The sequence below is a fragment of the Oceanithermus desulfurans genome (assembly GCF_014201675.1).
Taxonomy (GTDB): domain Bacteria; phylum Deinococcota; class Deinococci; order Deinococcales; family Marinithermaceae; genus Oceanithermus; species Oceanithermus desulfurans.
The window spans coordinates 1-12,492 of record NZ_JACHEZ010000001.1 but is presented as its reverse complement, the minus strand read 5'-3'; the positions used below and the strand labels follow the sequence as shown (position 1 = coordinate 12,492).

The 12,492-nt window shown below is 67.5% G+C and carries 28 protein-coding genes; all 28 read right to left on the bottom strand.

Going from position 1 to position 12,492, the window contains the following annotated elements; all coding sequences use genetic code 11:
* Positions 1–60: 60 nt before the first annotated feature.
* On the bottom strand, positions 61–441 hold the full coding sequence (rpsM, locus tag HNQ05_RS00140) for a 30S ribosomal protein S13 (protein WP_013458226.1): 381 nt from the start codon (positions 439–441) through the stop codon (positions 61–63).
* A 14-nt stretch (positions 442–455) separates the two neighbouring features.
* The gene (rpmJ, locus tag HNQ05_RS00135; protein ID WP_013458227.1) at positions 456–569 is read right to left on the bottom strand and encodes a 50S ribosomal protein L36; all 114 of its coding nucleotides are present in this window, start codon (positions 567–569) and stop codon (positions 456–458) included.
* A gap of 9 nt (positions 570–578) precedes the next feature.
* The gene (infA, locus tag HNQ05_RS00130; RefSeq protein ID WP_013458228.1) at positions 579–797 is read right to left on the bottom strand and encodes a translation initiation factor IF-1; all 219 of its coding nucleotides are present in this window, start codon (positions 795–797) and stop codon (positions 579–581) included.
* Between the two features lie 10 nt (positions 798–807).
* On the bottom strand, positions 808–1,560 hold the full coding sequence (gene map, locus HNQ05_RS00125) for a type I methionyl aminopeptidase (RefSeq protein WP_147147880.1): 753 nt from the start codon (positions 1,558–1,560) through the stop codon (positions 808–810).
* On the bottom strand, positions 1,560–2,129 hold the full coding sequence (locus HNQ05_RS00120) for an adenylate kinase (protein WP_147147882.1): 570 nt from the start codon (positions 2,127–2,129) through the stop codon (positions 1,560–1,562). The genes map and HNQ05_RS00120 overlap by 1 nt, the downstream gene beginning before the upstream one ends.
* Positions 2,129–3,451 carry a preprotein translocase subunit SecY gene (gene secY, locus HNQ05_RS00115; protein ID WP_147147884.1) on the bottom strand — a complete coding sequence of 441 codons (1,323 nt, stop codon included), beginning with the start codon at positions 3,449–3,451 and terminating at the stop codon, positions 2,129–2,131. Before secY ends, HNQ05_RS00120 begins: the two co-directional genes overlap by 1 nt.
* 1 nt (position 3,452) lies before the next feature.
* Positions 3,453–3,938 (bottom strand): 50S ribosomal protein L15, encoded by a 486-nt coding sequence (rplO, locus tag HNQ05_RS00110; RefSeq protein ID WP_147147887.1) that lies wholly within the window; start codon positions 3,936–3,938, stop codon positions 3,453–3,455.
* Positions 3,935–4,120 carry a 50S ribosomal protein L30 gene (gene rpmD, locus HNQ05_RS00105; protein WP_147147889.1) on the bottom strand — a complete coding sequence of 62 codons (186 nt, stop codon included), beginning with the start codon at positions 4,118–4,120 and terminating at the stop codon, positions 3,935–3,937. The genes rplO and rpmD overlap by 4 nt, the downstream gene beginning before the upstream one ends.
* Positions 4,120–4,590: a 30S ribosomal protein S5 gene (gene rpsE, locus HNQ05_RS00100; protein WP_013458234.1), complete on the bottom strand. Its 471-nt coding sequence runs from the start codon at positions 4,588–4,590 to the stop codon at positions 4,120–4,122. Before rpsE ends, rpmD begins: the two co-directional genes overlap by 1 nt.
* An 11-nt stretch (positions 4,591–4,601) precedes the next feature.
* Positions 4,602–4,940: a 50S ribosomal protein L18 gene (rplR, locus tag HNQ05_RS00095; protein ID WP_147147891.1), complete on the bottom strand. Its 339-nt coding sequence runs from the start codon at positions 4,938–4,940 to the stop codon at positions 4,602–4,604.
* Positions 4,941–4,942: 2 nt separating this feature from the next.
* Positions 4,943–5,488 (bottom strand): 50S ribosomal protein L6, encoded by a 546-nt coding sequence (gene rplF / locus HNQ05_RS00090; protein ID WP_147147893.1) that lies wholly within the window; start codon positions 5,486–5,488, stop codon positions 4,943–4,945.
* A 1-nt stretch (position 5,489) separates the two neighbouring features.
* Positions 5,490–5,885: a 30S ribosomal protein S8 gene (rpsH, locus tag HNQ05_RS00085; protein WP_147147895.1), complete on the bottom strand. Its 396-nt coding sequence runs from the start codon at positions 5,883–5,885 to the stop codon at positions 5,490–5,492.
* A 68-nt stretch (positions 5,886–5,953) separates the two neighbouring features.
* Positions 5,954–6,139 (bottom strand): type Z 30S ribosomal protein S14, encoded by a 186-nt coding sequence (locus tag HNQ05_RS00080; protein ID WP_013458238.1) that lies wholly within the window; start codon positions 6,137–6,139, stop codon positions 5,954–5,956.
* Between the two features lie 9 nt (positions 6,140–6,148).
* Positions 6,149–6,697 carry a 50S ribosomal protein L5 gene (rplE, locus tag HNQ05_RS00075; RefSeq protein WP_147147897.1) on the bottom strand — a complete coding sequence of 183 codons (549 nt, stop codon included), beginning with the start codon at positions 6,695–6,697 and terminating at the stop codon, positions 6,149–6,151.
* 8 nt (positions 6,698–6,705) lie between these two features.
* Positions 6,706–7,044: a 50S ribosomal protein L24 gene (gene rplX / locus HNQ05_RS00070; protein WP_147147899.1), complete on the bottom strand. Its 339-nt coding sequence runs from the start codon at positions 7,042–7,044 to the stop codon at positions 6,706–6,708.
* Positions 7,044–7,412, bottom strand: coding sequence for a 50S ribosomal protein L14 (rplN, locus tag HNQ05_RS00065; RefSeq protein ID WP_147147901.1), 369 nt, complete (start codon positions 7,410–7,412; stop codon positions 7,044–7,046). The genes rplX and rplN overlap by 1 nt, the downstream gene beginning before the upstream one ends.
* Positions 7,409–7,702 (bottom strand): 30S ribosomal protein S17, encoded by a 294-nt coding sequence (rpsQ, locus tag HNQ05_RS00060; protein WP_147147903.1) that lies wholly within the window; start codon positions 7,700–7,702, stop codon positions 7,409–7,411. The genes rplN and rpsQ overlap by 4 nt, the downstream gene beginning before the upstream one ends.
* A 13-nt stretch (positions 7,703–7,715) precedes the next feature.
* Positions 7,716–7,913, bottom strand: a complete 198-nt coding sequence (rpmC, locus tag HNQ05_RS00055) for a 50S ribosomal protein L29 (RefSeq protein WP_013458243.1) — start codon at positions 7,911–7,913, stop codon at positions 7,716–7,718.
* Positions 7,900–8,325, bottom strand: a complete 426-nt coding sequence (gene rplP / locus HNQ05_RS00050; RefSeq protein WP_147147905.1) for a 50S ribosomal protein L16 — start codon at positions 8,323–8,325, stop codon at positions 7,900–7,902. Before rplP ends, rpmC begins: the two co-directional genes overlap by 14 nt.
* A complete protein-coding gene (rpsC, locus tag HNQ05_RS00045) occupies positions 8,312–9,055 on the bottom strand; it encodes a 30S ribosomal protein S3 (protein WP_147147907.1) in 744 nt (247 codons plus the stop codon). Before rpsC ends, rplP begins: the two co-directional genes overlap by 14 nt.
* The gene (rplV, locus tag HNQ05_RS00040) at positions 9,048–9,386 is read right to left on the bottom strand and encodes a 50S ribosomal protein L22 (protein WP_013458246.1); all 339 of its coding nucleotides are present in this window, start codon (positions 9,384–9,386) and stop codon (positions 9,048–9,050) included. Before rplV ends, rpsC begins: the two co-directional genes overlap by 8 nt.
* Before the next feature lie 11 nt (positions 9,387–9,397).
* A complete protein-coding gene (rpsS, locus tag HNQ05_RS00035) occupies positions 9,398–9,679 on the bottom strand; it encodes a 30S ribosomal protein S19 (RefSeq protein ID WP_013458247.1) in 282 nt (93 codons plus the stop codon).
* A gap of 11 nt (positions 9,680–9,690) precedes the next feature.
* Positions 9,691–10,524, bottom strand: coding sequence for a 50S ribosomal protein L2 (gene rplB / locus HNQ05_RS00030; RefSeq protein ID WP_013458248.1), 834 nt, complete (start codon positions 10,522–10,524; stop codon positions 9,691–9,693).
* A 9-nt stretch (positions 10,525–10,533) separates the two neighbouring features.
* Positions 10,534–10,824 carry a 50S ribosomal protein L23 gene (locus tag HNQ05_RS00025; RefSeq protein ID WP_013458249.1) on the bottom strand — a complete coding sequence of 97 codons (291 nt, stop codon included), beginning with the start codon at positions 10,822–10,824 and terminating at the stop codon, positions 10,534–10,536.
* Positions 10,821–11,447 carry a 50S ribosomal protein L4 gene (gene rplD / locus HNQ05_RS00020; RefSeq protein WP_147147909.1) on the bottom strand — a complete coding sequence of 209 codons (627 nt, stop codon included), beginning with the start codon at positions 11,445–11,447 and terminating at the stop codon, positions 10,821–10,823. Before rplD ends, HNQ05_RS00025 begins: the two co-directional genes overlap by 4 nt.
* Positions 11,447–12,073 carry a 50S ribosomal protein L3 gene (rplC, locus tag HNQ05_RS00015; RefSeq protein ID WP_147147911.1) on the bottom strand — a complete coding sequence of 209 codons (627 nt, stop codon included), beginning with the start codon at positions 12,071–12,073 and terminating at the stop codon, positions 11,447–11,449. The genes rplD and rplC overlap by 1 nt, the downstream gene beginning before the upstream one ends.
* Positions 12,070–12,387, bottom strand: a complete 318-nt coding sequence (rpsJ, locus tag HNQ05_RS00010; RefSeq protein ID WP_013458252.1) for a 30S ribosomal protein S10 — start codon at positions 12,385–12,387, stop codon at positions 12,070–12,072. Before rpsJ ends, rplC begins: the two co-directional genes overlap by 4 nt.
* An 8-nt stretch (positions 12,388–12,395) precedes the next feature.
* On the bottom strand, positions 12,396–12,492 hold a 97-nt coding region (locus tag HNQ05_RS00005; protein ID WP_183677486.1), incomplete at its 5' end, for an EF-Tu C-terminal domain-related protein.

Below are 12,492 nucleotides of genomic sequence, written 5' to 3'. Positions count from 1 at the left end.
CGCCGCACCGGCGGCTGGAGCAACCTTAGGAGTGTACCCGATCTTCATCCGGTACGCAAGCTACTTGCGCGGCGCCTTCTTCTTGCCGGCGACGGTGCGCTTCGGCCCCTTGCGGGTGCGGGCGTTGGTCTTGGTCTTCTGCCCGCGCACCGGCAGGCCGCGGCGGTGGCGCAGCCCCCGGTAGCAGCCGATGTCCATCAGCCGCTTGATGTTCGACTGCACCTCGCTGCGGAGCTCGCCCTCGAGCTTCCACTTGTTCTCGACGTAGTCGCGCAGCTTCACCACGTCCTGCTCGGACAGGTCCTTGACGCGGATGGAGCCGTCGATGCCGGTGGCCTCGAGCGCCTCCTTGGCGCGGGTGCGGCCGATGCCGTAGATGTAGGTCAGCGCGATCTCCACGCGCTTGTTCCTGGGAATTTCAACACCTGCGATACGAGCCATGCTGCCTCCTCACCTCACCCCTGACGCTGCTTGTGCTTGGGGTTCTCACAGATCACGTAGACCCGGCCGTGGCGGCGGATCACCTTGCACTTGTCGCACATCTTCTTGACCGAAGCACGCACTTTCATGACCAAACCTCACTTCCGGTAGATGATTCTTCCCTTGCTGGGATCGTAGGGGGTAATCTCCACCACCACGCGGTCGCCCGGCAGGATGCGGATGTAGTGCATCCGCATCTTTCCCGAAACGTAGGCCAGAATCTCGAGGCCCGAGTCCAGCTTGACCTTGAACTGGGTGTTGGGCAGCGCCTCCAGGACGACGCCCTCCGCGCGTATGGTGTCTTTTTCCTTCGCCACTCTGCTCCCCCTAGCGTCTTCCCGTTAAAAGCCTTGGGCCGCTCTCGGTGACCGCCACCGTGTTTTCGTAGTGGGCAGCGAGGTTCCCCCGCCCGCTGCTGGCGGTCCAGCCATCTTCCAATACTACTACAGGCGCGGCGTGCAGGGTCACCATCGGTTCGATGGCCAGGGTCATCCCCGGGCGCAGCTTCGGCCCCACGCCGGGCCGGCCGAAGTTGGGCAGCTGCGGGTCCTCGTGCATCTCGCTGCCGATGCCGTGGCCCACGAACTCCCGCACCACCCAGAAGCCCGCGTCCTCCACGTGCTGCTGGATGGCCGCGGAGACGTCGCCCAGGCGCGCGTCCGGGCGGGCGGCTTCGAAGCCCTTCCAGAAGCTCTCCTCGGTGACCCGGATGAGGCGCTCCGCCTCCTCGGAGACCGCCCCCACCGCGAAGGTGCGGGCCATGTCGGCGGCGTAGCCCCCGTAAAAGAGCCCCACGTCCACCGAGATAATCTCGCCCTCTTCGAGCGGCCGCTCGGTGGGAATGCCATGCACGACGACCTCGTTCGGCGAGGCGCAGATCGTGGCCGGGAAGCCGTAGAGGCCCAGAAAGGCGGGCCGGGCCCCCAGCGCCTCGATCCCCTCGCGGGCGATGCGGTCGAGCTCGAGCGTGCTCACCCCCGGCCGCACGGCCTCGGCGATGCGGTCCATCACCTCGGTGAGGCGGGCGCCGGCCTCGGCCATGCGCTCGATCTCGGCGGGGCTCTTGAGAACGATCGGCACTAGAGCGCCTCCCGGATGCGGCAGTAGATGCGGCCGGGATCGCCCAGGCCGTCGATGCGCCGCAGCACCCCGCGGGCGTCGTAGTAGTCGACGAGCGGCCGGGTCTGCTCACGGTAGACCTCGAGCCGGCGGCGGATCGTCGCCTCGTTGTCGTCGGCGCGGCCCTCCAGCTCGGCCCGCTTCAGCATGCGCCGCACCAGCTCGTCCTCGGGCACCTCGAGCAGCAGCGCCGCGTTCACCGGGGCACCCAGCTCGCCCAGCAGGGCGTCGAGCGCCTCGGCCTGGCGGGTGGTGCGCGGAAAACCGTCGAAGATGACGCGGACCTCGGGCATCCCCGCGAGCTCCTCGCGGATGATGGCGAGGATCAGTTCGTCGGGCACGAGCTCCCCGCGCTCCATGATCGGCTGCACCTTCCGCCCCAGCTCGCTGCCGCGGGCCACGTGGTCGCGCAGGATGTCGCCGGTCGAGATCTTGACCAGGCCCAGGTCGTCCGCGAGCCGGGCCGCCTGGGTGCCCTTGCCGGCACCCGGCGGCCCCAGGAAGATCACGACCATCGACCCTGCGGCCATCAGAAGTTCCTCCGCCCCTTGATCCGACCCTTGGAGAGGAAGCCCTCGTAGTTGCGCATCATCAGCTGCGACTCGATCTGCCGCAGGGTGTCGAGGGCCACCCCCACGACGATCAGCAGGCCGATCCCCGAGAAGGCCAGCGACTGCACCTTGGTCAGGTTCTGGATAATCTGCGGCAGCGCCGTGACCACGCCCAGGAAGAGCGCACCCCAGAGCGTCATGCGGCTGACGATGTGCTCCAGGAACTTGATCGTCGGTTCACCGGGACGCACGCCGGGGATGAAGCCGCCGTACTCGCGCAGGTTCTCGGCGATGCGGCGGGGGTCGAACTGCACCGCGGTGTAGATGTAGGTGAAGAGGATGACGAGGACCACCTCGATGATCAGGCCGCTGGCGTTGCGCGGGTTGAAGAAGCTGGCGATCGCGGACGCGATCGGGCTATTCGCCTGGAAGGGCGCGGTCAGGAAGATGGGGATCTGGATGATCGCCGCGGCGAAGATGATGGGGATCACGTTGGCGGCGTTGAGCTTGATCGGCAGGTAGGTGGTCTGGCCGCCGTACATCTTGCGGCCCACCACCTTGCGGGCGTACTGCACCGGGATTCTTCGCTCGGCCTGGGTGACGGCCACCATCCCCGCGAAGGCGAGCACGATGAAGGCGAAGAAGAAGATGACGTTGACGATCCCCACCTCGCCGCGGGAGACGAGCTGGAAGAGGCCGATCAACTGGGGCACCCAGTTGGCCACGATGCCGGCGAAGATGATCAGCGAAACGCCGTTGCCGAGGCCGTATTCGGTGATGCGCTCGCCCATCCACAGCAGCAGGGCGATGCCCGCCACCTGGGTGATGACGACGAGGAAGCGGAAGCCCCAGCCGGGCTCCCAGCCGGGCAACAGGAACTGCCCGCCGTTGTTCTCGAGGAAGCCCACGGCCAGGAAGAGGCCCTGGAAGGCGCCCAGGGCGATACCGCCGATGCGGGTGTACTGGGTGATGATGCGGCGGCCCTCCTCGCCTTCGCGCTGCAGCTTCTCGAGCGCCGGCACGGTGGTGGTGAGGAGCTGCATGATGATCGCCGCGGTGATGTAGGGCATGATGCCCAGCGCGAAGATCGAGAAGTTCTGGAAGTTGCCGCCCGAGAAGAGGTTGATGATGCCGAAGACGCCGCCCGCGGCCGAGCCCAGGAACTGGGAGACCTTAGCCACGTCCACCCCCGGGGTGGGCACGAAGGTGCCCAGCCGGTAGACGGCCAGCATCATCAGCGTGAAGAAGAGGCGCTGCCGCAGCTCCGGGACCACGAAGGCATCCCTAAACGCGCGCAGCATCTCAGGCCTCCTCGCCAGGCTCGGCTTCCAGCGTCAGGGCCTCGCCGCCGGCGGCGGCGAGCTTCTCGGCGGCGCTCTTCGAAAACTTGTGGGCGTGGACCTTGAGGGCGACGGTCACCTCGCCGTGGGCGAGGACCTTGACCAGACCGCCCGCCTTGCGGATCAGGCCCGCCTTGGCCATCAGCTCGGGGGTCACCTCGCCGCCCTCGGGGAAGCGCTCGACCAGGCGGCCGAGGTTGACCGTCTGGTACTCGGGCCGCCGGATGGCGCCGGGCACCTGGCCGCGCATCCCCCGCTTGGGGAGGCGCATGATCAGGGTGGAACGGCCGCCCTCGAAGCGGCGCGGGTCCTTGAGGCCGCCGGAGCGCGACTTCTGCCCCTTGTGGCCGCGGGTCGCGGTCTTGCCGTGGCCGCTCGAGGTGCCGCGGCCGACGCGCTTCTTGCGCTTCGTGGCGCCGGGGTTGGGTTTCAGGTCGGTGACTTTCATTCCTTCACCTCGACGATCTGGACCAGGTGCTCGACCTTGCGGATCATGCCCCGGATCGAGGGATTGTCGGGAAGCTCACGCTCGCGGTTCATCTTGGTGAGCTTCAGCGCCCGCAGGGTGGCCTTCTGGTCGCGCGGGAAGTCGATGGGGCTACGGACCAGCTTGACGCGAAGGGTACCCATCAGGAAGCCTCCTTCCGCATCTTCTTGACCTCGTCCCAGGTCTGCAGCTGCTTGAGCGCTTCGATCGTCGCGTAGGCGACGTTGATCTCGTTGCGGCTGCCCAGCACCTTGGTGAGGATGTCGGTCACGCCCGCGAGCTCGAGGATGGCGCGGGGCACCTTGCCCGCGATCACGCCGGTACCCGGGGCGGCGGGCCGCAGGATGACGCGGCTCGACTCGTAGACGACTTCGATCTCGTGGGGGATGGTGCCGTTCTCGAGGGGGACCTCGATCAGGTTGCGGCGGGCGATGTTCTGCGCCTTCTGCACCGCCAGCGGCACCTCCTTGGCCTTGCCCAGACCCACGCCGACGCGGCCCTGCCGGTCGCCCACCACCGCGAGCGCCCCGAAGCGGAAGCGACGGCCGCCCTTGTAGGTCTTGGCGGTACGCCGGATCATGATCATCTTCTCTTCAAAATCGGTTTCTGGCATGCCGTCCTCCTTTAGAACTCGAGCCCCGCTTCACGGGCGGCTTCGGCCAGCGCCTTGACCCGGCCGTGGTACTTGTAGGCCCCGCGGTCGAAGACCACCTGCTTGATGCCTTTCTCGACCGCCTTCTTGGCGATGTCGGCGCCGACCTGCTTGGCGGCCTCGGTCTTGTTGCCCTTCACCCCGAGCGCGAGCGTGGAGCTGGCCACCAGGGTCTGGCCCGCCTCGTCGTCGATGATCTGGGCGTAGATGTGGCTGAGGCTGCGGTAGACGGTGAGCCGCGGGCGCCCGGAACGCTTCACGCGCTTGCGGGTGCGGTACTTGCGACGCTGAAAGGTGTTCAATCGGGCCATGACTAACCTCCGGTCACGCCGGCCTTACCCGGCTTGAGGCGCAGGACTTCGCCCGCGTAACGGATGCCCTTGCCGTGGTAGGCGTCGGGCGGGCGGATGGCGCGGATGTTCGCCGCCACCTGGCCCACCTTCTGCTTGTCGATGCCCGAAACGCGGATCTTGGTGGGCTCGGGCACCTCGAGGGTGATGCCCTCGGGGGCCTCGACGATGACGGGGTGGCTGTAGCCGATCGAGAGCTCGATCTTGCCGCCCTGCAGCTTGGCGCGGTAACCGATGCCCTTGATCTCGAGCTCCTTGACGAAGCCCTGGGAAACGCCCTCGACGGCGTTGGCCACCAGCGAGCGGGTGAGCCCGTGCAGCGCCCGGTGGCGGCGGCTGTCGGTGGGGCGCTTGACGACGGCCTGGTTGTCTTCGACGACGATCTCCAGGTCGGGGTCGAAGTCCACGACCAGCTGGCCCTTGGGGCCCTTGACCGTCACCTGACCCGGTTTGACGTCGAGGGTCACGCCCGCGGGCAGGGGGATGGGAAGCTTGCCGATACGCGACATCTCACCACACCTCGCAAACGACCTCGCCGCCCACGCCCTTGCGGCGCGCCTCGCGGTCGACGAGGACGCCCTTGGACGTGGAGACGATGGCGATGCCCAGACCGCGCCGCACCACCGGCACCTGGTCCGCGCTCACGTAGACGCGGCGGCCGGGACGGGAGACGCGCTGGATGTGCTTGATGGCCTTCTCGCGGCGGGGGCCGTACTTGAGCTCGAGCCGCAGGATCGGCTTGCCGTCGTTCTCTACGCGCTCGTAGCCCTTCAGGTAACCCTCGCGCACGAGGATCTTGACGATCTCTTCCTTGAACCGGGAGGCCGGAACGTCCACGGTGGCCTTGTGCACCATGAGCGCGTTCCGGATCCGGGTGAGCATGTCCGCAATGGGATCGGTGGTCATATCTTCTCTCCTTTTGTCGCCTTAGGCTCAGCGAGCGGTCTCGAGGGAAACCCCCCGACCGGCCCTCGCTACCAGGAAGCCTTCTTCAGGCCCGGAAGCTGGCCCTTGTGCGCGAGCTCGCGGATGCAGATGCGGCAGAGGCCGAAGTAACGGTAGACCGCGCGCGAGCGGCCGCAGCGGGTGCAGCGGTTGTAGGCCCGGACCTTGAACTTGGGCTTGCGCTTCGCCTTTTCTACGAGTGCCTTCTTAGCCATGTCGCTCCTCTACTTACGGAAGGGGAACCCCAAGAGCTCCAGCAGAGCCTTGGCCTCTTCGTCGGTCTCGGCGGTGGTCACGATGGCGATGTCCATGCCGCGCACGGCGTCCACCTGGTCGTAGGAAATCTCGGGGAAGATCAGCTGCTCGCGGATCCCCAGGTTGTAGTTGCCGCGGCCGTCGAAGCCGCCCGGGTTGACGCCGCGGAAGTCGCGGATGCGGGGCAGGGCGACGTTGATCAGCTTCTCCAGGAAGATCCACATGCGGTCGCCGCGCAGCGTCACCTTGAGGCCGATGGGCATCCCCTTGCGCAGCTTGAAGTTCGAGACCGACTTCTTGGCGCGGGTGATGACCGGCTTCTGCCCGGTGATCTGGCGGATCTCCTCGGCGGCCTTCTCGAGGATGCGCACGTCTTCCTTGGCCTCGCCCAGGGCCTGGTTGATGACGATCTTCTCGAGGCGCGGCGCGGCCCAGACGTTGTCGTAGCCGAAGCGCTGGATCAGCTCCGGACGCACCTCGCTGACGTAGCGCTGTTTGAGTTTAATCTCCAAAGGCATCGTTCACCTCACTCCTCGTCCAGGGCGGCGCCGCAGTGGTTGCACACGCGGATGCGGCGGACCTTGCCTTCCTCTTCGATCAGCTTCTTCTTGACCCGGACGGGCTTGCCGCAGCTGGGGCAGACGGGGCGAACCTTGCTGGCGTGCACCGGCGCCTCCATCTCGTGGAAACCGCCCTGGGGGTTGTCGGGGGTGGCGCGCATGGCCTTCTTGACCACGTTGACGCCCTCGACGACGACCCGCTGCTTCCTGGGGTAGACGGCGATGACGCGGCCGGTCTTGCCCCGGTCCTTGCCCGAGACCACGACGACGTTGTCGCCCTTCTTGACGTGCAGTTTGGGCTGCATCAGAGCACCTCCGGCGCCAGGGAGACGATCTTCATGAACTTACGCTCGCGCAGCTCACGCGCCACCGGGCCGAAGACGCGGGTTCCGCGCGGCTCCCCCTGGTTGTTGAGCACGACCGCGGCGTTGGAGTCGAAACGGATGGCGCTGCCGTCGGGGCGCTTGACCTCTTTCTTGGTGCGCACGATCACGGCCTTGACGACCTCGCCCTCCTTGACCACGCCGCCGGGGATGGCTTCCTTGACCGAGGCCACCACCACGTCGCCGATGCTGGCGTAGCGCCGGTACGAACCCCCGAGCACGCGGATCACCTTGAGGCGGCGCGCGCCGGAGTTGTCGGCGACCGTAAGACTGGTTTCCTGCTGGATCATGCCTTACCACGCTCCTTGCGCAGGCGGTAACGCTCGACCGCGTCCATGCGGCCTTCCTCGAGGCGGCGGGTCACCCTCCAGCGCTTCTTGCCGGAGATGGGCCGCGCCTCCACGATCTCGACGACGTCGCCCACCTTGTAGGCGTTCTCCTCGTCGTGGGCCAGGTACTTGCGGGAACGCTTGGTCACCTTGCCGTAGAGCGGGTGCGGGAACTGGCGCTCCACCAGCACGGCGACGGTCTTGTCCATCTTGTCGCTGACCACGACGCCGGTGAGTACTTTTCTGGGCATCGGCTCTCCTCCCCTACTCCGCCGCCTGCTGCTTCTCGCGGATCACCGTGAGCAGGCGGGCGATGGTGCGCTTGGTCTCGCGGATGCGGTGGTTCTGCGCCAGCTGCCCGATCGAGGCCTGGAAGCGCAGGTCCATCAGCTCGCGCTTCTTCTCGCGCACCTGCTCGTAGAGCTCCTCGGTGCTCAGGTTGCGCATCTCATTGAGCTTCATCGTAGGCATCCCTCTTGACGAACTTGGTCTTGATCGGCAGCTTGTGGCCGGCCAGGCGGAAGGCCTCGCGCGCCTGCTCCTCGGTCACGCCGGCGACCTCGAACATCACGCGGCCGGGCTTGACCACGGCCACCCAGCCTTCCACGTTACCCTTACCCTTACCCATGCGGACTTCCAGCGGCTTCTTGGTGAAGGGCTTGTCGGGGAAGATGCGGATGTAGATCTTCCCGCCGCGGCGGAAGTGGCGCACCATGGCCACACGCGCGGCCTCGATCTGGCGGTTGGAGATCCAGGAGGGCTCCATCGCCACCAGGCCGTACTCGCCGAAGGCCACGTAGTCGCCGCCCTTGCTGGCCCCGCGCATGTTGCCGCGGTGCTGCTTGCGGTACTTGAGCCGTTTAGGCATCAGCATCGCCGGCCTCCTTCTTCACGCGGCGGCGCACGGCGGGGCGGCGGCGGGTGCGCTCGGGCTTGCCCGCGGCCGCGGCGGCCTTGCGCGCCGGCTTCTGCTGGCCGATGACCTCGCCCTTGAAGATGTAGGCCTTCACGCCCAGCACCCCGTAGGTGGTGCGGGCGAGGGCGAAACCGTAGTCGATGTTGGCGCGCAGGGTGTGCAGCGGCACCCGCCCGTCGGAGCTCCACTCGGTGCGGGCCTGCTCGGCGCCGCCGATGCGGCCCGAGACCACGACCTTGGCGCCCTGGGCGCCCGACTCGACGACGCGCTGCACCGCCTGTTTGATGGCGCGGCGCACCGCGAAGCGGCGCTCGATCTGCTCGGCCACGCGCTGGGCCACGAGCGGCGCCGAGAGGTTGGGGTTGCCCACCTCCTGGACGTTGAGCGCGATGGTGCGGCTGGGGAACATCTTCTGCAGCTCCGCGCGCATGCGCTTGATCGTCTCGCCGCCGCGCCCGATGATCACGCCCGGCTTGGCCGCGTGCACCGTCACCGAGAGGTTGTCGGCGGCGCGCTCGATGTCGATGCGGGCGATGCCGCCGTGCGCCACCTCGTTCTCGATGAGCTCGCGCACCTTGCGGTCCTCCTCGAGCAGCTGGGCGTAGCCCTTCTTGCCCGAGTACCAGCGCGACTCCCAGTCCCGGGTGATGCCCAGGCGGAAGCCGATGGGGTTGATCTTGTTACCCATGCTTCTCCTCCACGATGACGGTGATGTGGCTGGTGCGCTTCTTGATGATGTCGGCGCGGCCACGGGCCCGCGGCAGGATGCGCTTGAGGGTGGGCCCCTCGTCGACGTAGGCCGCCTTGACCACCAGCTGGTCCTCGAGCAGGTCGTGGTTGTTGACGGCGTTGGCGACCGCGCTCTTCAGCACCTTGCGCACCGCGTGGGCGGCCCGCTTGTTGGTGTACTTGAGGATCTGGTCGGCCTCGTCGGCGCTCTTGCCGCGGATCAGGTCCACGACCAGGCGCACCTTGCGCGGAGACATGCGGATGTACTTGGCCACGGCTTTCGCTTCCATGCTCCGCCCCCCTAGCGCTTCTTGGCCTGCTTGACGTCCTTGCCGTGCCCGCGGTAGGTGCGGGTCGGCGCGAACTCGCCAAGCTTGTGGCCCACCATGTTCTCGGTGATGAAGACGGGCACGTGCTGCTTGCCGTTGTATACGGCGATCGTGTGCCCGACCATCTCGGGAACGATGGTGGAGCGTCGGCTCCAGGTCTTGATGACCCGCTTCTCGCCGGCGGCGTTCATGGCCTCGACCTTTTCGAGAAGGTGGTCATCGATGAATACGCCTTTTTTCAGACTACGCGGCATGCTTCACCTCGCTACTTCTTCTTCCGCCGGCTGATGATGAACCGGTCCGAGGGCTTGCGCTTCTTGCGGGTCTTCTTGCCCTTGGTCTGCCAGCCCCAGGGCGAGGCGGGCGGACGACCGCGGGGCGCGCGCCCCTCACCGCCGCCGTGGGGGTGGTCCACCGGGTTCATCGCCGAGCCGCGCACGTGCGGCTTGCGGCCGAGCCAGCGGGTGCGGCCGGCCTTGCCGATGACGATGTTCTTGTGGTCGGCGTTGCCCACCACGCCCACGGTCGCGTAGGACTCGGCGTGGATGCGGCGCAGCTCGCCCGAGGGCAGCCGCAGCACCACGTAGTCGCCCTCGCGGCCCTGGATCTGGGCGCCGGTGCCGGCCGAGCGCGCCAGCTGGGCGCCTTTGCCGGGCTCGAGCTCGATGGCGTGCACCACCGTACCCACGGGGATGAAGCGCAGCGGCAGGGCGTTGCCCACCTGGATCGGCGCTTCGGGGCCGGACTGCACGGTCATGCCCGGCTTCAGCCCCTCGGGGGCGATGATGTAGCGCTTCTCGCCGTCGCGGTAGAAGAGCAGGGCGATGCGCGCCGAGCGGTTGGGGTCGTACTCGATGGCGGCGACGCGGGCGGGGATGCCGGCCTTGTCGCGCCGCTTGAAGTCGATGATGCGGTAGAGGCGCTTGTGGCCGCCGCCGCGGAAGCGCACGGTGATGCGCCCCTGGTTGTTGCGCCCGCCCGTCTTCTTCAGCGGCTCGGTCAGCGACTTCTCGGGCTCGGTCTTGGTGATCTCCGAGAAGTCGGCCACCGTCATGAAGCGACGGGAGGGGGTGTAGGGCCTGAACTTCTTAACCGCCATGGTTCACCTCTAAATCAGCCCTTCCAGGGCTTCGATCTTCTGGCCCGGGGCCACGGTCACGATCGCCTTCTTGCGGTCGGGGCGCTTGCCCTCGTAGCGGCCCATGCGCTTCTTCTTGCCGCGCACGCTCATCACGTTGACGTCCACGACCTTGACCTTGAACGCCTGCTGCACCGCGTTCTTGACCGCGGTCTTGGAGGCGTCCGGGTGCACCCAGAAGGTGTACTTGCCCTCGGCGTAGCCGCCGTAAGCCTTCTCCGAGAGCACCGGCTCGATGATCACGTCGTACGGGGTCTTCACGCCTCACCTCCGATGCCGGCGCGCTCGAGCGCGAGCGCCAGCGCCGCCTCGTCGAGGACGAGCCGGTCGGTGCGCAGGATGTCGTAGACGTTGATGCCCTCGGGACTCAAGGTCACGACCCAGGGCAGGTTGCGCGCCGCGCGGCGCACGTTCTCGTCGGCGGTCACCAGGGTGACGCGCTCCGAGCCGTCCAGGCCGTGCTTACCGGCCCACTCCACGAACTGCTTGGTCTTGCCCTCGACGCCGGCGAAGGCCTCCACGACGAGCAGCTTCTCCTCGCGGGCGCGGTCGGCCAGCGCCATCGCCAGGCCGGCGCGGCGGACCTTCTTGGGCAGGGTGTAGCCGTAGTCGCGCGGCTTGGGACCGAAGACGACGCCGCCGCCCACGAAGATGTTGGCGCCGCGGCTGCCGTGGCGGGCGCGGCCCAGCCCCTTTTGGGGGAAGAGCTTGCGGGTCGAGTAGTTCACCTCGCCGCGGGTCTTCGTCGAGGCGGTGCCGCGGCGGCGGCTCGCCAGCTGCCAGCGCACCACCTCGTAGAGGACGTGGGGGTTCACCTCCTCGGGGAGGGGCAGCTCGCGCGAGGTGGCCTTCCCTTTGGCGGGAATGACGGGAACCTTGTACATCACTTCGCCCCCTTGTCACGCGTGGTCTCGCGCACGACCACCAGGCCGCCGTTGGGGCCCGGGATCGCGCCCTTGATGAGGAGCAGGTTCTCCTCGGGAATCACCTCGACCACTTCCAGGTTCTGCACCGTGATGCGCTCCGCACCGTAGTGGCCGGCCATCTTCTTGCCCTTGTAGACGCGGCCGGGCGCCTTGCGCTGACCGATCGAACCGCCGTGGCGGTGGATGCGGTGGGCGCCGTGCGAAGCCGGACCGCCGGCGAAGTTCCAGCGCTTCATCACGCCCGCGGTGCCGCGACCCTTGCTGGTGCCGGTCACGTCCACCTTGTCGCCGGGCTGGAAGATTTCGACGGTGACCACGTCGCCCTCGGGCTGGAAGTCGCGGATCTCGCGCAGGTAGCGGACCGGCTCGGCCGCGAACTTGGCGAAGTGGCCCTTCATCGGCTTGTTGACCCGCTTGGGCTCGAGCGGCGCGAAGCCCAGCTGCACGGCGCTGTAGCCGTCGCTCTCCGGGCTCTTGCGCTGCACCACCGGGCAGGGGCCGGCCAGCACCACGGTCACCGGGATGGCACGGTCGTTCTTCCAGATCTGGGTCATGCCCACTTTGGCGCCTAGGATGCCCTTCACCGGCCACCTCCAACCGTCTTGATCTCGATCTCCACGCCCGTCGGCAGATCGAGGGTCATCAGACTCTCGATCGTCTTCTTGTTGGGGTTGGTGATGTCCACCAGGCGGTTGTGGGTGCGGATCTCGAAGTGTTCGCGGCTGTCCTTGTGCTTGAACGGACCGCGCAGCACGGTGAAACGGCGGATACGGGTGGGCAAGGGAACCGGCCCCGCCACCTTGGCGCCGCTGCGCCGGGCCGTCTCGACGATCTTGCGCGCGGAAGCGTCCAGGCTCTTGTGGTCGAAACCGCGCAGCTTAATGCGAATCTTTGGCATCCCTCACCTCACTCCAGAATCTTGGTCACGACCCCAGCGCCCACGGTGCGGCCGCCCTCGCGGATGGCGAAGCGGAGGCCTTCTTCCAGGGCGATGGGCTTGATG